The organism is Microbacterium sp. MYb54 (assembly GCF_002979515.1).
Lineage (GTDB): Bacteria > Actinomycetota > Actinomycetes > Actinomycetales > Microbacteriaceae > Microbacterium.
Genome location: NZ_PCPA01000007.1, coordinates 182,242 through 197,923, shown reverse-complemented (window position 1 = coordinate 197,923; position 15,682 = coordinate 182,242). Strand labels below are relative to the sequence as shown.

The 15,682-nt window shown below is 69.9% G+C and carries 18 protein-coding genes; 9 read left to right on the top strand and 9 right to left on the bottom strand.

What is annotated here, in order from left to right:
* Positions 1 to 53: 53 nt before the first annotated feature.
* Positions 54 to 1,574: an SDR family NAD(P)-dependent oxidoreductase gene (locus tag CQ040_RS10345; protein ID WP_105527279.1), complete on the top strand. Its 1,521-nt coding sequence runs from the start codon at positions 54 to 56 to the stop codon at positions 1,572 to 1,574.
* Between the two features lie 16 nt (positions 1,575 to 1,590).
* Here CQ040_RS10345 and CQ040_RS10340 read toward each other — a convergent pair whose 3' ends face one another.
* Positions 1,591 to 1,929, bottom strand: a complete 339-nt coding sequence (locus CQ040_RS10340; protein ID WP_105527278.1) for a helix-turn-helix domain-containing protein — start codon at positions 1,927 to 1,929, stop codon at positions 1,591 to 1,593.
* A 77-nt stretch (positions 1,930 to 2,006) separates the two neighbouring features.
* Here CQ040_RS10340 and CQ040_RS10335 point away from each other — a divergent pair, with 77 nt between their 5' ends.
* On the top strand, positions 2,007 to 2,663 hold the full coding sequence (locus CQ040_RS10335; RefSeq protein WP_105527277.1) for an FMN-dependent NADH-azoreductase: 657 nt from the start codon (positions 2,007 to 2,009) through the stop codon (positions 2,661 to 2,663).
* 94 nt (positions 2,664 to 2,757) lie between these two features.
* On the opposite strand, the gene CQ040_RS10330 is transcribed toward CQ040_RS10335, so the two are convergent.
* Together CQ040_RS10330 and CQ040_RS10325 are read right to left on the bottom strand one after the other, a co-directional pair.
* On the bottom strand, positions 2,758 to 3,840 hold the full coding sequence (locus CQ040_RS10330; protein WP_105527276.1) for a HAMP domain-containing sensor histidine kinase: 1,083 nt from the start codon (positions 3,838 to 3,840) through the stop codon (positions 2,758 to 2,760).
* Between the two features lie 10 nt (positions 3,841 to 3,850).
* Positions 3,851 to 4,522, bottom strand: a complete 672-nt coding sequence (locus CQ040_RS10325) for a response regulator transcription factor (protein WP_105527275.1) — start codon at positions 4,520 to 4,522, stop codon at positions 3,851 to 3,853.
* A gap of 87 nt (positions 4,523 to 4,609) precedes the next feature.
* Here CQ040_RS10325 and CQ040_RS10320 point away from each other — a divergent pair, with 87 nt between their 5' ends.
* From CQ040_RS10320 to CQ040_RS10290, 7 genes are read left to right on the top strand one after another with little or no spacing between them, the layout of a single operon-like run.
* Complete coding sequence (locus CQ040_RS10320) at positions 4,610 to 5,278, top strand: M15 family metallopeptidase (protein WP_105527274.1); 669 nt, start codon at positions 4,610 to 4,612, stop codon at positions 5,276 to 5,278.
* Positions 5,275 to 6,399: an alanine racemase gene (gene alr, locus CQ040_RS10315; protein ID WP_105527273.1), complete on the top strand. Its 1,125-nt coding sequence runs from the start codon at positions 5,275 to 5,277 to the stop codon at positions 6,397 to 6,399. The genes CQ040_RS10320 and alr overlap by 4 nt, the downstream gene beginning before the upstream one ends.
* A complete protein-coding gene (locus CQ040_RS10310) occupies positions 6,396 to 7,346 on the top strand; it encodes a D-alanine--D-alanine ligase (RefSeq protein ID WP_105527272.1) in 951 nt (316 codons plus the stop codon). Before alr ends, CQ040_RS10310 begins: the two co-directional genes overlap by 4 nt.
* Complete coding sequence (locus CQ040_RS10305) at positions 7,343 to 8,383, top strand: acyltransferase family protein (RefSeq protein WP_181156873.1); 1,041 nt, start codon at positions 7,343 to 7,345, stop codon at positions 8,381 to 8,383. Before CQ040_RS10310 ends, CQ040_RS10305 begins: the two co-directional genes overlap by 4 nt.
* A 40-nt stretch (positions 8,384 to 8,423) precedes the next feature.
* Positions 8,424 to 8,813: a VOC family protein gene (locus CQ040_RS10300; protein ID WP_105527270.1), complete on the top strand. Its 390-nt coding sequence runs from the start codon at positions 8,424 to 8,426 to the stop codon at positions 8,811 to 8,813.
* Positions 8,814 to 8,860: 47 nt separating this feature from the next.
* On the top strand, positions 8,861 to 9,121 hold the full coding sequence (locus tag CQ040_RS10295; RefSeq protein WP_105527269.1) for a type II toxin-antitoxin system prevent-host-death family antitoxin: 261 nt from the start codon (positions 8,861 to 8,863) through the stop codon (positions 9,119 to 9,121).
* Positions 9,118 to 9,381, top strand: a complete 264-nt coding sequence (locus CQ040_RS10290; protein ID WP_105527268.1) for a type II toxin-antitoxin system RelE/ParE family toxin — start codon at positions 9,118 to 9,120, stop codon at positions 9,379 to 9,381. The genes CQ040_RS10295 and CQ040_RS10290 overlap by 4 nt, the downstream gene beginning before the upstream one ends.
* 19 nt (positions 9,382 to 9,400) lie before the next feature.
* On the opposite strand, the gene CQ040_RS10285 is transcribed toward CQ040_RS10290, so the two are convergent.
* The 6 genes from CQ040_RS10285 to CQ040_RS10260 form a co-directional block, all read right to left on the bottom strand.
* Positions 9,401 to 9,637 (bottom strand): hypothetical protein, encoded by a 237-nt coding sequence (locus tag CQ040_RS10285; RefSeq protein ID WP_105527267.1) that lies wholly within the window; start codon positions 9,635 to 9,637, stop codon positions 9,401 to 9,403.
* A gap of 117 nt (positions 9,638 to 9,754) precedes the next feature.
* Entirely contained in the window at positions 9,755 to 10,771 is a 1,017-nt protein-coding gene (locus CQ040_RS10280) for an ABC transporter substrate-binding protein (protein WP_105527266.1), read from the bottom strand.
* Positions 10,768 to 11,577: an ABC transporter ATP-binding protein gene (locus CQ040_RS10275; RefSeq protein WP_105527265.1), complete on the bottom strand. Its 810-nt coding sequence runs from the start codon at positions 11,575 to 11,577 to the stop codon at positions 10,768 to 10,770. Before CQ040_RS10275 ends, CQ040_RS10280 begins: the two co-directional genes overlap by 4 nt.
* The gene (locus CQ040_RS10270) at positions 11,574 to 12,614 is read right to left on the bottom strand and encodes an iron ABC transporter permease (RefSeq protein ID WP_105527264.1); all 1,041 of its coding nucleotides are present in this window, start codon (positions 12,612 to 12,614) and stop codon (positions 11,574 to 11,576) included. Before CQ040_RS10270 ends, CQ040_RS10275 begins: the two co-directional genes overlap by 4 nt.
* A 101-nt stretch (positions 12,615 to 12,715) precedes the next feature.
* Positions 12,716 to 14,479, bottom strand: a complete 1,764-nt coding sequence (locus CQ040_RS10265; RefSeq protein ID WP_105527263.1) for a prolyl oligopeptidase family serine peptidase — start codon at positions 14,477 to 14,479, stop codon at positions 12,716 to 12,718.
* A complete protein-coding gene (locus tag CQ040_RS10260; protein WP_105527262.1) occupies positions 14,476 to 15,681 on the bottom strand; it encodes a hypothetical protein in 1,206 nt (401 codons plus the stop codon). The genes CQ040_RS10265 and CQ040_RS10260 overlap by 4 nt, the downstream gene beginning before the upstream one ends.
* Position 15,682 lies beyond the last annotated feature (1 nt).

Sequence of the window (15,682 nt, the reverse complement as noted above, 5' to 3'; positions counted from 1 at the left end):
CGTCGGAGGGGGCGTCGGGCGTACCTCCAGGGCACTGGCGTAAAATCAGCACAATGACCGACGCCCCCTCCGACGCTGCACCCGACCTCGGACCGGGCGTCGACCCCGACGACCTCGCCACGACACTGCGCGTGCTGGCAGAGCTGCACCAGATCGACAACGAGCATCCTGACTTCGTCGCGGTGCGTCATGCCACTGCCGCGATGTTCAAGGCCGTCAAGCGCGTGCGCCGCAAGGAGATCCGCGACGCCATCGCAGACGCCGACCGGGCCGTGGTCGCCCGCACGGCCACCGGTGCCCCCGACCGTATCGACGATGAGACCCGCGGGCATGACCTCGCGACGAGCGTCACGGATGCCCCGATCGCCGGCGAGCTGCTCAAGCCCCGCAACTGCTACATCTGCAAGCAGCCGTATACGCAGGTCGACGCGTTCTACCACCAGCTCTGCCCGGACTGCGCCCGCTTCAGCCACGGCAAGCGCAACGCCCGCACCGACCTCACCGGCAAGCGCGCCCTGCTCACGGGTGGCCGCGCCAAGATCGGCATGCACATCGCGCTGCGGCTGCTGCGCGACGGCGCGCACACCACGATCACGACCCGGTTCCCCCGCGACGCCGTGCGCCGCTTCTCGGCCCTGCCGGATTCGGCCGAGTGGCTGCACCGTCTGCGCGTGGTCGGCATCGACCTGCGTGATCCCGCCCAGGTGATCGGCCTCGCCGACTCGGTCGCAGCCCAGGGGCCACTCGACATCCTGATCAACAACGCGGCGCAGACCGTGCGGCGCTCGCCGGGTTCGTACTCGCTGCTGGCGGACGCCGAACTGCAGCCGCTTCCCGACGGGCCGCTGCCCGAGATGGAGACCTTCGGGCACACGGCCGATCCGCACCCGCAGGCGTTGCAGGCCTCGGTCGACGCGCATCCGCTCCTCTCGGTCGCAGCCCTCGGCGGCACGGTCGCCGAGCAGGGTGGCCAGGCGCTCACCGCCGAAGACCTGGCGCGGCTCGCGATGGCCCCCGGATCGTCGTCGCTCGAGAAGCACGCAGACGGCACCGCGATCGACGCGGGCGGACTCGTCCCCGACGTGAACAGCGTCAACAGCTGGGTGCAGTCGATCGACCAGGTCGACCCGCTCGAGATGCTCGAGGTGCAGCTCGCGAACACCACGGCGCCGTTCCTGCTGATCAGCCGCCTGCGCGCGTCAATGGCGGCATCCGATTCCCGCCGCAAGTACGTGGTGAACGTCTCGGCGATGGAGGGTCAGTTCTCGCGCCGCTACAAGGGGCCGGGGCACCCGCACACGAACATGGCCAAGGCCGCGCTCAACATGCTCACGCGCACGAGCGCCGGCGAGATGCTCGAGACCGACGGCATCCTGATGACCGCCGTCGACACCGGCTGGATCACCGACGAGCGCCCGCACTACACGAAGGTGCGACTCGCCGAGGAGGGCTTCCATGCCCCGCTCGACCTGGTCGACGGCGCTGCTCGTGTGTATGACCCGATCGTGCGCGGCGAGGCCGGCGAAGACGTGCAGGGCGTGTTCCTCAAGGACTACGAGCCCAGCCCCTGGTGACTCGCGTTCACGCGGTTCAGTGTGCGCGCTCGGCGAGGTTCGCCGACGCCCACTGACCGAGTTGGTCGAGGATCGGCAGTAGCCCCTCGCCGCTGGCGGTGAGCGCATACGACACGGTGATCGGGGGACCGGCGTCGACCGTGCGCGCGACGAGGCCTGTCTCAGCGAGCTCGGCGAGCCGGTCGGAGAGCACGGTGTCGCTGATTCCGGCGACCGCGCGACGCAACGCGACGAAGGTCGATGGACCACCGCCGAGCGATGACACGATCATGCCGTTCCACCGTTTGCCGAGCACGCTGAAGGCCAGTGTGACGGCAACGTCGCACACCTGACGCTCTTCGTCGACCTCGGCCATGGCCCCATCCTACCCGTGCTACGTTAACCGTTGCCGCTAAGAAAAACCTAGCGACTGCGAAAACGAGAGGTAGACCCATGTCCCTGTTCCGCCTGGATGCCAGCATCCTTCCCGCGTCGTCCGCCAGCCGTGCGCTCGCAGACATCGTCGAGGCCGAGTGGACCGCGTCCCACCCCGACTCCACCGTCACCCGCCGCGACCTGGCGAGCGACCCTGTACCTGCGACCGCCTGGGCGGATGCCGTGACCGGCGGCTTCGTCGACGAGGCCCAGCGCACGCCCGCGCAGAACGATGCCCGCGCCCTCGCGACGCGGTTCGCCGATGAGCTGATCGGCGCCGACGCGCTGCTGTTCGCGGTGCCGCTGTACAACTACGGCGTCTCGCAGCACTTCAAGACCTGGTTCGACCTGTCGTACACGGACTCGCGTATCGACCCGACCGGCACCGCGCTGAACGGCAAGCCCGCCACGCTGGTGACCGTCCTCGGCGGCAACTACGCGGAAGGATCGCCCAAGGAGGGCCGGGACCACTCGACCGGGTGGCTGCGCCGAGTGCTCGAAGACGTCTGGGGCCTCGACCTGCGCGTCGTGCAGCGTCCGTTCACCCTCGTCGGTGTGAACCCGGCACTCGACGCCTTCGCCGACACCGCGCGCGAACTCAAGGAGAACGCCGAGTCCGACGCCCGCACCTACGGTCGTGAGCTCGCCGCGACGCGCGACCCCCGGGTGGCCTGAGCCGGGGCCCTTTCGAATCGCGCAAGTGGTCCGTTCTGGCCCGGGAATGCGACCAGTTGCGCGATTCGATGGCAGAGGGGGCGGCCCGCGACGCTCAGGCGGGCGTCGCCGCCGGGTACGGATGCGGCAGCCACACCGTCACGATCAGACCGCCGTCCGTCCGTGGGGTGAGCACCAGCGTTCCGCCGTGCGCCTGCGTGATGCGGTCGACGATCGCGAGGCCGAGCCCGACACCTGCGTGATCGTCATCGCGGGTGCGCTCGGCTCCGCGCTGGAACGGCTCGATGAGCGTCGCGACGCGGTGGGCGGGGAGCGGGTCGCCCGTGTTCTCGACGACCAGCGCGACCGCATGGGGCAGCGAATGCGTCCGCACGGCCACCGACCCGCCGGATGACAGGTTGTGCACGATCGCGTTGAGCACGAGGTTCGTGACCAGCTGCGGCAGGAGCGCGGACGATCCGAGCACCGGTGCCGGAACACCTCCCACCTCCACGGCGACCCCACGGCGATCGGCGAGAGGCACCAGCGCCTCCACGGCCTCTTCCGCGAGGAGCGAGAGGTCGACGCTCTCGCGCGAGAACGTCCTGCGATCCGCGCGGCTGAGCAGCAGCAGCGCCTCGGTCAGGTCGATCGCACGGGTGTTGACCTCCTGCAGACGAGAGATCAGTGCATCGACGTCGCGGTCGGGATCCTCGCGGGCGACCTCGAGAAGGGTCTGCGAGATCGCCAACGGAGTCCGCAGCTCGTGCGAGGCATTTGCGGCGAACCGCTGCTGTTCCGCGACATGGGCCTCGAGCTGTTCGAGCATCGAGTCGAAGACGTCGGCGAGGTCGCGGAATTCGTCGCGCGGGCCGGGGAGTGCGACGCGATGCGACAGCGAACCCTGTGCCGCCAGCCTCGCGGCGTCGCCGATGCGTGTGAGCGGCGCCAGCATGCGTCCGGCCAGCAGCCACCCTCCGCCGAGGCCCAGCGCGAGAAGCACCACCATGACGATCGAGGCGACCGGTACGAACGCCCGGATCAGGTCGGAGCGGTTCGGCACCCGGACCTCGAAGTAGGGGATCTGAATATCCGGCACGTACCGCAGCAGATACAGGGCAACCGCGGCGAGGAGCAGGAGTCCGGATACCAGCACGACCGCGGCATAGCTGAGCGTGAGCTTCAGGCGGGCGCTCATCCCGCGGCGCCTACGCATCGGCATCCGTCCCGATCCGGTACCCGACGCCCGGAACCGTGAGGATCAGCCACGGCTCGCCCAGTCGCTTGCGCAGAGACGAGACCGTGATGCGCACCGCGTTCGTGAACGGGTCTGCGTTCTCGTCCCAGGCCCGCTCCAGCAGTTTCTCGGCGCTGACCACTCCGCCCTCGGCATCGACCAGCACCTCCAGCACGGCGAACTGCTTGCGGGTCAGGGCGACGTAGCGGTCGTCGCGGTACACCTCGCGGCGGAAGGGGTCCAGGCGCAGGCCCGCGACCTCGAGAACGGGCGGACGGCTGCGCTGCCGTCGCCGGTCGAGGGCGCGCAGCCGCAGCACCAGCTCGCGGAGTTCGAACGGCTTGGTCAGGTAGTCGTCGGCACCGATCTCGAAGCCGGTCGCCTTGTCGTCGAGGCGATCGGCGGCGGTGAGCATCAGGATCGGGATGCCGCTGCCCGAGGCCACGATCCACCGGGCGATGTCATCGCCGGAAGGGCCGGGCACATCGCGATCGAGCACCGCGATGTCATAGGAGTTGATGCTCAGCAGCTCGAGGGCGGTGTCGCCGTCGCCCGCGATGTCGGCGGCGATCGCTTCCAGGCGCAGCCCATCGCGTACCGCCTCGGCGAGGTAGGGCTCGTCCTCGACGATCAGTACACGCATGGCTGCGATCCTACGCAGTGCGGCATATCGGCAGCATATGCAAAAGCGCATACGCCCTGGCAACCGGCCTCCTTCTTCACTGGGAGCATGAACACCCCCACCACTTCACTGGCGCCGCGAGTTCGTCGCCGTCGTCGAGTCGTCGTCACAGCGATCGCGCTCGCCGGGGCGGTGATCCTCGCTTTCGCCGTGCAGCAGTCACTGTCTGTGGCGTTCGCCGACACGACGCACACGGGTCCGTCGCCGGCATCCACCCCTGTGCCGAGTGGACAGGTGCCCGGCTCGGTCATCGCCCCGACCGAGGCGGACGGCGTGATCCGCGAGGGCGAGCAGCCCACGGTCTTCGACGAGGACCGCGCCGCTGTCGGCAAGCTTGATCGGGCACTCCTCGACGCGCTGCAGCGGGCAGCATCGGACGCTGCGGATGACGGGGTCGAATTCCGTGTGAACAGCGGATGGCGCTCACCCGCGCTGCAGGAGAAGACGCTGCAGGACGCGATCGTCCAGTACGGCTCGGAGGCCGAGGCACGGCGCTGGGTGGCCACCCCGGAGACATCGGAGCATGTGACGGGCGATGCCGTCGACCTCGGCCCGTGGTCGGCGCTCGACTGGCTCGTGCAGCGCGGATCGCGCTACGGACTGTGCCAGATATACGCCAACGAATCGTGGCACTACGAGCTGCGCCCGGAAGCCATCCACGACGGCTGCCCCGAGATGCTCGCCGACCCGACCCAGGATCCGAGGACGAAGCGATGACCACTCTTCTCTCCCCCCAGCGCGCGATCCTCTCGCGGTTGCACGCACCGACGCTGTGCACGCTCCCCGATGCCGTCGCCGAGAACATGCGGCGCGTGCAGTCAGTGGCCACCGTGCCGATCATGGCTGTGGTGAAGGCAGATGGCTACGGGCACGGCGCCGTCACCGTGGCGAAGGCCGCGGTCGCCGCCGGCGCCGAATGGCTCGGGGTGACCCAGGTCGCCGAGGCGGTCGCGCTCCGTGAAGCCGGACTCGCGGTGCCGATACTCTCGTGGCTCAACCCGGCCGGCATCGACGCCGAGGCGGCAGCCAGGCATGGCATCGACATCGCGGTCGGCTCGGTCGAGGAGCTGCACCAGCTGATCGCCGACGCCTCCTCGCCGGTGCGCGTGCACCTTCACCTGGACACCGGGATGGCTCGCGGCGGGTCTCCGCTCGCCGAATGGCCGGAGCTGCTTCGGCTGGCGCGCGTCGGCCGCGGCAGGGTCGAAGTCGTGGGAGTGATGGGACACCTGCCGCGAGCGGACGAGGCCGATCCCGCGGCGAACGCGGCCGCGGTGCTGCGCATACGACAGGGGCGAGACGCCGTGCTGCGGGCGGGCCTGGGCCCGGTGCTCGTGCACCTCGCCGCGACGTCCGGTGCGCTGACCGATCCGTCGACCCACTTCGGGATGGTCCGGGTCGGTGCGGGTCTGGTCGGCATCGATCCTTCGGAGACGACCACCCTGGTCGGCGCTTCGCGGTGGACCGCACCCGTCGTGCACAGCGCTCTCGTGCCGGCGGGGACGGCCGTCGGCTATGGGGGCGCACACCACACCGACCGGGAGACGCATCTGGCCGTGGTCGGGGTCGGATACGCCGACGGCATCCCGCGAGAGCTCGCCTCCGGCGCAGGACTGGAGATCGGGGGGATGCGGCATCCGATCGTCGGCAGGGTGTCGATGGACCAGATCGTGGTCGACACGGGCGCGGTGCTGGTCCCTCGGGGCACGGTCGCGACCGTGTTCGGGCCGGAGGGAGGGTCGGTGCCCTCGGTGCAGGAGTGGGCGCGGTGGGCGGACACGATCCCGCACGCCATCGTCACCGGAATCGGAACGCGAGTGCAGAGGAGCGTCGCATGACGACGAAGGTTCTGGTCATCGGCGGCGGGCAGAACGCCGAGCACGAGGTGTCGCTGGCGTCGGCCGCCGCGGTCGCCGCGGCCCTGCGGATGGGCGATCACGAGGTCACGACAGCGACGATCGACCGCGACGGGATCTGGCGCGTCGACGGCCTCCCGACCGGGGAGTCCGCAGCCGAGTCGCTCGCACTGGCACTCCCGCTGCTCGCCCGCACCGACGTGGTCTTCCCCGCGGTGCACGGCGCCCTCGGCGAAGACGGCGCCCTCGCGGCGCTGTGCGCGCTCGCCGGAGTGCGCGTGGTGGGGTCGGGGCTGCGTGCCGGGGCCATCGGCATGGACAAGTGGACGACGAAGCTGGTGGCGGATGCCGTCGGACTGGGAACCGCACGCGGTCGCCTCGTCTCGGCGGACGACATCGGGGATGTGGAGTTCGAGGGAGAAGTCGTGGTGAAGCCGGTGTCGGCCGGATCGAGCCACGGAGTGAGTCTCGTGACCGAAGAGGGCGAACTGCTCACGGCACTGCGCGAAGCGGCGCGCTTCGACCGGCGGATCCTGGTCGAAGAGGTCGTGCGGGGGCGGGAGATCGACGTCGCGGTGCTGCGCGAGAAGGGCGGCATCCGCTGGGCGGCGCCGCCGCTGGAGATCCACACGACAGGGCTCTTCGACACCGCGACGAAGTACGACGGCAGCGCGCGGTTCACGGTTCCGGCGCAGCTCGACGCGGCCGAGGTGGTGGCGCTCAAGCGGGCGGCGATCGCGGTGTTCGACGCCCTCGGATGCGATGGGGTCGCGCGGATGGACTTCTTCCTCACCGAGCGTGGCCCGGTGCTGAACGAGGTGAACACCATGCCGGGGCTGACGGCTGCGTCGCAGGTGCCGCGGATGTTCGCGGCGGTGGGCGTGACCTATGTCGACCTGGTGGCACGGCTCGTGCGCGCGGCATCGTGACGGGGGCTTCCACCTCTCGCGTCGGATGGCCCGATGTCGCGAAGGGCATCTGCATCATCCTGGTCGTGCTGTGGCATGTGGTGACCAAGCATGCGATCGACGTCGCGGGTGCTGGTCCCGTGACCGACGCCTGGGCGACGCTGAACGCCCAGTTGCTGCCGCTGCGGATCCCGCTGTTCTTCCTGGTCTCCGGGATGTTCGCCGCGCGCGCGGTGCTCGCCGACGACGGGAGCTCGTGGCGGCGGCGGGCCGCACGGCTCGCGCTGCTCTATGTCGTCTGGGTGCTCATCCAGACGTTCGTGCTTGCCCTGACGCCCGACTTCGACACGGCTCGGGCGACCAACGGGTGGGAGCTGCTCGCACAGCTGAGCATCAGTCCGACGAACCTCTGGTATCTGCTCGCGCTCGTGGTGTATCTGGCGATCGGTCGCCTCACCCGTGGGCTCCCGACCGTCACTGTGCTGGCCGTCGCATTCGTGATCGCGGCGATCGCAGGGACCGGGATCATCCCCGACCTCGGAAACCTGTGGCAGCTGGTGCAGAACCTGTTCTTCTTCCTCGTCGGGCTGCGGCTGCGCGCGGTGGTCGCACGCTTCGCGAAGAGCGTCGGAGTCGGCGGTGCTCTCGCGCTCGCGGCCGTGTATGTCGGGGGACTGGCGGTCGTGGCCGGCCTCGCCATCCGCCTGCTGCCGGGGGTGTGGCCGGCGCTCGCGCTGATCGCCGTGGCTTTCGGGGTGTCGCTCAGCGTGCTCCTCGACCGGCATGCGGGTGTCGTCGCGCGACCCCTGCGCTGGATCGGACAGCGGACCCTGCCGATCTACGTGCTGCACATGATGCCGCTCGCGCTCATCGATGCGGGGCTGGATGCTGCGGGATGGAGGACGACGCCGGTGCTCGAAGCTATCGGCCCCATCGTGCTGACGGCGGCCGTGATCGCGATCTGTCTGGGAGTGCATGCGCTGCTGGTGCGCTGCGGGCTCGGGGTGCTGTTCGACCCCCTGCAGGCGACCGACCGCCTGGTGCGACTGCGGCGATGAACCCCTCGACAATCGGCGGACGACGGCGGATGCTGGAACCATGGCGGCCTTCACAGCGGACAACGCATTCAGCGGATTCAGCGTCGACGACATCGACGCGGCGAAAGAGTTCTATGCCACGGCCCTCGGGCTCGATGTCGAGGTCAACGGGATGGGGTTCCTCAATCTGCGCTTGCCCAGCGGCGGGTCGATCCTCATCTACCCGAAGCCCAACCACACGCCGGCGAGCTTCACGATCCTGAACTTCCCGGTGGCGGATGTCGATGCCGCGGTCGACGAGCTCATCGCACGGGGTGTGCAGACCAAGATCTACAGCGACGAGGAGTTCCCCTCCGACTCCCGCGGCATCGTGCGCGGCAACGGTCGGGGCCCGGACATCGCGTGGTTCCGCGACCCTGCGGGCAATGTGCTCGCGGTCATGCAGGCTTGAAGTCAGTATCTTCTGCCACTTAAGTACATAAATGGTAGAATGGCGACATGAACACGATCAGCCGCAGCGTCCCGTCGAAGGATCTCCGCGACAGCTTGGCCGACGTTCTCGGAGGTGTCGCCTACGGTTCCGAGCGTGTGGGCGTCACCCGCCATGGCAAGCTCACGGCTGTGATGATCAGCGTGGGCGACCTGGAACTGCTCGAAGAGCTCGAGGCCGCACGCGATGCGGCGGAGTACACCGCGGCCAAGGCGGCGGACGACGGGAAGCGCGTGTCGCTCGACGAGCTCCGCACGGAAGTTGCGTGACCGCCTATCGGGTCGAGTTCACGACGGCGGCCGCCAGAGAGATCCGCAAACTCGATGCGCAGATCCGTCGACGGATCCTCGCCGGCATCACCGAACTCGAGCGCGAACCCCGCCCTCCTGGGGTCCGTAAGCTCTCCGGCTATGACAACGCGTGGCGGGTGCGCATCGGCGACTACCGCGTTCTCTATGAAGTGATCGACGACCAGGTGCTCGTGACCGTGGTGCGTGTCGCCCACCGCCGAGACGTATACGAGATCTGACCGCATCAGATCGATTGGTCTACCCGTTGTTTTCCGACGGATCCGCGGCCGTGAATCCGGCTTCGTCGGCTCCAGTGCTGTGCGGTCGAAGCCTGCTCCGGCGATCGAGAAGATAGCCGCCCCCGGCGAATACGATGAAGCTGATGATCGTCGTCAACGCGGTCGGAAAAGCGGGAGATCCCGATATGCCGTCCCAGATGTAGGGGCTCACGAACGCGACGACGATCGACAGGAGAAAACCGATCGCGAAGAACATGCCGACGAGGCTAGCATCGCGTTCCTAGACCCGATTGAAGAAGTTCGCGACGAGTGCAGCGATGACGGCGCCCCGGAGACCGAGGTCCCCGGGGCGCCGTCTTGCGGTCGCCGCGGCTCAGCTGAAGGCGGCGTCGGGGTAGAGGCCCTCGGCGATCAGTCGCACAGCCGAGACGTTGCCGAGCGTGCCGGGGAACAGGTCGGTCGAGGGCACCGCGATCAGCCGGCCGTCGCGTACGGCGGGCATGTCGGGGAAGGTCGCTGCGAGGTAGGAGCGGACGGCGGCCTCGTGCGCCGGGTCTGACACCGCGAAGACGAGTGCGTCGGGTGCTTCGGCGGCGAGGGATTCCGGGGTGATCTCGGCGGCGAAGAAGTCGGCGAACGCGGGGTCTTCCGGAGTGAAGACGTTGTCGGCACCGGCGCGCTGCAGGATGTCGTACTCGATGCCCGCGCCGATCGCGGTGAGGGTCGTCCCCTCGACGAAGACCTGCGCGACGCGCGGGCGCTCCTGTCCGTCGATCGCCTTGTCCACGGTGGCGAGCTCGGTCTTGGACGACTCGATCAGGTCGTTCGCCTCGTCCTCGACGTGGAAGATCGCGCCGAGGTTCTCGAGGTCGATGAAGAGGTCGTCGACCGTGCCCTCCATGCGACGGTCGAAGCATCCGCCGGTCGCGGTGTACGCGGCGACACCGGCGTCTGCGAGCTGCTCGATGCTGGCGAAGCCCTGCTCGGCGGTGAACTCGTAGGTGGTGGGCGAGTACACGAAGTCGGGTTCGACGGAGAGCAGCTCCTCGCGGCTGGGCGGGGAGTCTCCGCCGATGACCGGCACGTCGGCGGCAAGGTCGGCGACATCGGCCGGCAGCTTCTGAGCCGTGGCCTGGGCTTGACCGGCGAGCGAGTCGGCGAGGCCGAGGCGCAGCAGGAGCTCGGTCTGCGACGGGTGCATTCCGACGACGGCGGTGGGGGTGGCCGGGATCTCGACCGTGCGGCCGCAGTTCTCGATCGTGATCGCCTCGCCGGAGGCGGCGGGCGTGGTTCCGGCGGAGACTCCTCCGCCGCACCCGGTGAGGGCGATCGCGCCCAGACCGACGGTGACGGCGGCGATGAGGCGGGTGGTTCGGGTATGGGGTGTCATTCTTCTTCTCCTTGGTTGAGGGGTTCGGGGTGAGGGGTGGGCTGGCGCGGGTGGAAGGTCATCGCCCTGGCACCCGTGTCGACCTCGATGGCGATGCGGGCGGTGACGTGGAAGACCTCGTCGACGAGCGCCGGGGTGAGCACGGTGTCGGGCGGGCCGAAGGCAACGAGCCTGCCCTCGTCGAGCACGGCGACGTCGTCGCAGAACGCCGCGGCGATGTTGAGGTCGTGCAGGGCCGCGATCACGGTCGTGCCGAGCCCGCTCACGACACGCATCAGGTCGAGCTGGTGCGCGATGTCGAGGTGGTTGGTCGGTTCGTCCAGCACGAGGATCTCGCCGCTCTGCGCGAGCGCGCGGGCGAGCATCACGCGTTGGCGCTGACCGCCGGAGAGCGACCGCACCAGGCGGTCGCCGAGGTCGTGCACGTCGGCTGTGCGCAGAGCTTCGTCGACGATGCGCTGATCCTCCGGGGTGTCCCGGCTGAAGGGCGGGCGATGCGGCGACCGGCCCACGAGCACGGTCTCCCGCACGGTGAGGTCGAACTCGGACGGGGAGTCCTGCAGCATGACCGACACGGTGCGGGCGAGTGTGCGCGGGGCCAGCTGCGAGACGTCGGCGCCGTCGATGAGGACGCGTCCGCTGAGTGGGCGCTGACCGGTGAAGAGTGCGCGCAGGAGCGTGGACTTGCCGCTGCCGTTCGGACCGAGCAGCCCCACGATGCGTCCGGTGCCGACCTCGAGGTCGATCCCGTGCAGCACCGTGCGGCCACCGCGGGCGACACTCACGTCGTCGAACAGCACGCTCATCGGTCGAACCCCGCCCGCTCGCCGCCGCTGCGCATCAGCCACAGGAAGAAGGGAGCCCCCACGAAGGCGGTGAGGATTCCGAGGGGGATCTCGGTCGGCATCGCGACCGTGCGGGCGAGTAGATCGGCGACCATGAGGAACAGCGCGCCGCCGAGCACCGTGATCGGCAGCATCCGCCGATGATCCGAGCCGACCAGGAGCCGGGCCATGTGCGGGACGACGAGGCCGACGAAGCCGATGCCGCCGCTCACCGCCACGATCGCGCCGGTCAGGAGGGAGGCGAGTACCAGCAACAGCCCCCGCAACCTGGTCGTGCGCACGCCGACCGCCATCGCTGACTCGTCGCCGGCGAGCAGTGCGTTCATCGACCGGGAGAGCCCGAAGACGGCGATGCAGGCGATCGCGAGCGCGACCGCGGGGATCACGAGCGACGACATGTCGGCGGCTGACACACTGCCGAGGAGGAAGAACATCACACTGACGACGTTCTGGGCGTCGGTGGTGAGCGTGAGGTAGCTGGTCACAGCACTCAGCAGGGCGCCGAGCGCGACACCGGCGAGGATCATCCGGGTCGGCGACAGCTCTCCGCGGATGCGCGCGAGCATCGCCACGAGGATGCAGGCGACCATCGCACCCACGAACGCTGCCCCGCTCATCGTGAGCCCGAGGAACGTGGCGCCGCCCGAGACGATCACCAGCACCGCGCCGACACTCGCACCGGACGAGACGCCGAGGATGTACGGCTCGGCGAGCGGGTTGCGCACGACTGCCTGCATCATCGCCCCGGCGAGAGCGAGCCCTGCGCCCGAGAGCGCGGCCAGGAGCGATCGCGGCACCCGGAACTGCCACACGGCCTGGTCCTGCAACGGCGTGAGCGTGCCGTCCGCCATCCAGGGCATGCCGGGGACCAGGTGACCGATCACGATCTTCGCGGCGTCGACGGGCGATACCGCGACGGGTCCGGTGGCGGCGGAGAAGACGAGGATGAGCACCGCGAACACGGCGATCGTCGCCACGGTCGGACCGACGGGCAGCATCCGCCGACCCCTGCTCCGGCCCCGGGTGCGCTCCCCGCTGCGTCGCCGCAGAAAGGGGAGGCGTCGTCCGCGCCGTTCGGTGAGGATGGCGGTCGAATCGCTCACAGGCTGACTCCCGCCGCGACGCCCGCTGTGATCGCGGCTGTGATCTCGGCAGCGAAGTCGAGCACCGCGAGGCCCAGTTCGTGGAGCGCAGCGGACTCGTTCGCACCGTGCCCTGTTCCCGCCGCCGTCCACTGCCTGGCAGACCCGCCGGCCTTCTGAAGTGCCTCGACCATTCGGTGCGTGTCGCGAGCGAGCACCCTGGTGTCCTCGCCGAGCACGACCCCCAGGTAAGAGGGGATCGGAGCCCCGACCGGAAGCTTTTCGGCACGGGCGAGAGGGGAGAGGGCGCGGAGTCGAGTGCGCGATTCGGGGGTGCCGTCGTCGCCGAACTCCGCTCGCCAGCGCGCACCGAGCGGATGATCGTCCAGGGCGAGCAGATCGAGTGGAGCGGCGGTGGTCACGAAGCCCGCACACAGCTCCGGATGCTCGATCGCGCAGCCGGCCGCGACGACTCCGCCCAGGGAGGCCCCGGCGAGCACGAGCAGCTCGGGGCGGGTGATCCCTGCCTCGATGAGCCCGCGCGCGACGTCGGCGAGGTCGGCGATCGTGCGGTTCTTGCGGGCACCACGACCCGCCTCGCGCCAGGCTTGTCCGCGCTCGCCACCACCGCGGAGCTGCGCGGAGGCGTAGGCCCCGCCGAACTCGACCCACGCGGGCACTGTGGGCTCGAAGAGCGGGAGAAGGGGCACGCCGAACCCGCCGTAGCAGGTCAGGATCATCGGCAGCGGCCCCTCCACTCCGATCGGCGATGTCACGTGGACAGTCAGGATCTCGCCGTCGTCGGCCGGGAAGTCGTAGCGCGCAGTGGTGCCGAGGGTGCGGACGAGGGACGGCATGATGGTGGGGCCCTCCTTCGTGCGCTCGACGATCTGCGGCGGAGTCAGCGGCCCCTCGACGCCCAGTCGCAGCACGCCGTCGTCGACGCCGATCATGGTCGTGGTGAGCGCATCGGCGGCGGTCGAGGCCGCTTCGGAGCGTTCGACCTCGATGCCGTCGACCAGGTCGATGAGCACGCTGCGTCCGTCCACCACGGCGAGCACGACGACGCGGTCATCGTGCACCGCGACATCGACGATCTGCGCGTCGGGGTCGTGCCAGCGCCAGAGCAGGACGCTCTTCCCCACGCCGTCGTTCGTCACGGCATCGAGACCGCCGTCGTGCCACACCAGGACTCCGGTCCTTCGATCCGACATGTCGAGAGGGGATGCGCGCAGGAGCGCCGGCCACCGACCCAGTGACGTGCCGGTGGCCCGGTCGGTCAGCGTCGCGCCTCGCGTACCCGAGCTGAGGGCGCGCAGGCCGCTCTCTCCGCCGGGGAAAAGTCGCAGTCGCACCTCGGGCTCGAGGGGCACCGGGCGCTGTTCGCCGGTCTGCAGGTCGAGGCTCACGAGCATCCGGTCGCGGCTGGCGACCACGTCGAGGCTCCGCGAGTCGGCGGCCCACAGCACGGTGTCGTAGCGCAGGCGGATGTCGGGGTGCAGGCGCAGCGTGCCGCCCGCGACATCGACGATGCCGAAGACGGCGTTCTCGTCGGCGGAGGGCGCCCACTCGACGGCGATGAGTCGGCGGTCGGGTGAGGGGAAGATCCGGTGCAGGTGGCCGTCGGGCTCGATCACGGTCGTGCCGTCGAGGCGATGGATGCCGCGGCGTGAGCGGTCGTCCGCCCGGCCCAGCGTAAAACCGCCGAGCGGCAGGCCGGGTCGACCGTGGCGCTCCGCACGGGTGAGGGCGTCGTCGAGCATCGATCGATGTGCGCTCATCGGCCCACCAGGTCGGGCACGCGGTCGTCGCCGCCGGCCCACAGCAGGTGTCCGCCTTCGTCGAGCGGTGTGGGGAGTTCGATCGTCGAGATGTCGTCGTCGTCGACGAGGTGGATCGTGCCGTCTCCGCCGCTGGTGACCGCGATGGTTCCGGTGCGGGGATCGAGCGCGATGGACCGGCGCTGTGCGGGGCGACCGTCGACGCCGTCCCACGGCATCTGCCCTGCGCGGGGCGGGTGCGCCATCGCCGGGATCGGGGTGATCCGCGAGATGCGTGCTTCTTCGCGATCGATCACGATCACGGCATCGCCGTCGGGGTGGATGACGGAGACGGCCGCGACACCCGTGGCGAGGGCGAACCGGAAGGCGAGCCCCGGCGGCAGCGGTACGGCGCGGGATGCTCCGGACGCGAGGTCGATCTCGACGAAGGTGTTGGTCCACTCCGGCCATGAACCCGGGGATGCCGGTCCTCCGCGGACGATCCCCGTGGCGCGTCCGGTGTCGCCGGCGAGCCGCAGGTAGTACGCGCGCCCTTCGACGGGCCACGGGATGATGCCGATCGCGCGGGGCACGCCCGCATCGATGACGAAGCGCTCCAGGCCGCGGCTCGTCGCGATGCCGACGATGCCGGACGCCGGGTCGATCACGTCGCCGTGTCCGTCGGCGGCGAGGTCGTCGAGGATCTGTCCACGGAGGACCGGCGTGTGCGGCCCGACGTCGAGAGCCGTCGCGAGCGGCAGTGCCTCGACCGCTCCGGGCTCGCGGTGGCGGAGCACGATCGCCTGGTCTCCCGTGGCCTGATCCGGAGCGATCACGACCCCGGGTTCGCCGGTGCGCACACGGAAGCGCGCCGAAGTGTCGGTCGCGAGGTCGACGACCGAGACCAGGTCGCTCCAGGCCTCCTCATTCATCCCCAGACCGGTCGAGACGACCACGTGTCGTCCGGTGAGGTCGCAGGCGAGATGCTCGGCCGGAATCGCGATCGGGATGCGGCGTGCGGAGTCTGCATCCCCGACGACCAGCGCGCCGCCCCGGTCGTCGGCGAAGGCCCAGCGCCCGGGTGCTCCGGCGGGGAGGCGAAGGAAGCCCGCATGTTCGGCGAGCCAGCTGTCGGCGACGACGACACGCCGGGAGTCGTCGTGGATCTCGTAGACGACTCCGGCCCGGTGATCAGCGGCGAGGAGGGGTGTGGAGGAGGACATG

Bases quoted from the DNA above. Each gene is read 5' to 3' on its own strand.
- CQ040_RS10345 (WP_105527279.1), top strand. From the start codon at position 54: ATGACCGACGCCCCCTCCGACGCTGCACCCGACCTCGGACCGGGCGTC.
- CQ040_RS10340 (WP_105527278.1), bottom strand. From the start codon at position 1,929: ATGGCCGAGGTCGACGAAGAGCGTCAGGTGTGCGACGTTGCCGTCACA.
- CQ040_RS10335 (WP_105527277.1), top strand. From the start codon at position 2,007: ATGTCCCTGTTCCGCCTGGATGCCAGCATCCTTCCCGCGTCGTCCGCC.
- CQ040_RS10330 (WP_105527276.1), bottom strand. From the start codon at position 3,840: ATGAGCGCCCGCCTGAAGCTCACGCTCAGCTATGCCGCGGTCGTGCTG.
- CQ040_RS10325 (WP_105527275.1), bottom strand. From the start codon at position 4,522: ATGCGTGTACTGATCGTCGAGGACGAGCCCTACCTCGCCGAGGCGGTA.
- CQ040_RS10320 (WP_105527274.1), top strand. From the start codon at position 4,610: ATGAACACCCCCACCACTTCACTGGCGCCGCGAGTTCGTCGCCGTCGT.
- alr (WP_105527273.1), top strand. From the start codon at position 5,275: ATGACCACTCTTCTCTCCCCCCAGCGCGCGATCCTCTCGCGGTTGCAC.
- CQ040_RS10310 (WP_105527272.1), top strand. From the start codon at position 6,396: ATGACGACGAAGGTTCTGGTCATCGGCGGCGGGCAGAACGCCGAGCAC.
- CQ040_RS10300 (WP_105527270.1), top strand. From the start codon at position 8,424: ATGGCGGCCTTCACAGCGGACAACGCATTCAGCGGATTCAGCGTCGAC.
- CQ040_RS10295 (WP_105527269.1), top strand. From the start codon at position 8,861: ATGAACACGATCAGCCGCAGCGTCCCGTCGAAGGATCTCCGCGACAGC.
- CQ040_RS10285 (WP_105527267.1), bottom strand. From the start codon at position 9,637: ATGTTCTTCGCGATCGGTTTTCTCCTGTCGATCGTCGTCGCGTTCGTG.
- CQ040_RS10280 (WP_105527266.1), bottom strand. From the start codon at position 10,771: ATGACACCCCATACCCGAACCACCCGCCTCATCGCCGCCGTCACCGTC.
- CQ040_RS10275 (WP_105527265.1), bottom strand. From the start codon at position 11,577: ATGAGCGTGCTGTTCGACGACGTGAGTGTCGCCCGCGGTGGCCGCACG.
- CQ040_RS10270 (WP_105527264.1), bottom strand. From the start codon at position 12,614: ATGCTGCCCGTCGGTCCGACCGTGGCGACGATCGCCGTGTTCGCGGTG.
- CQ040_RS10265 (WP_105527263.1), bottom strand. From the start codon at position 14,479: ATGAGCGCACATCGATCGATGCTCGACGACGCCCTCACCCGTGCGGAG.
- CQ040_RS10260 (WP_105527262.1), bottom strand. From the start codon at position 15,681: ATGTCCTCCTCCACACCCCTCCTCGCCGCTGATCACCGGGCCGGAGTC.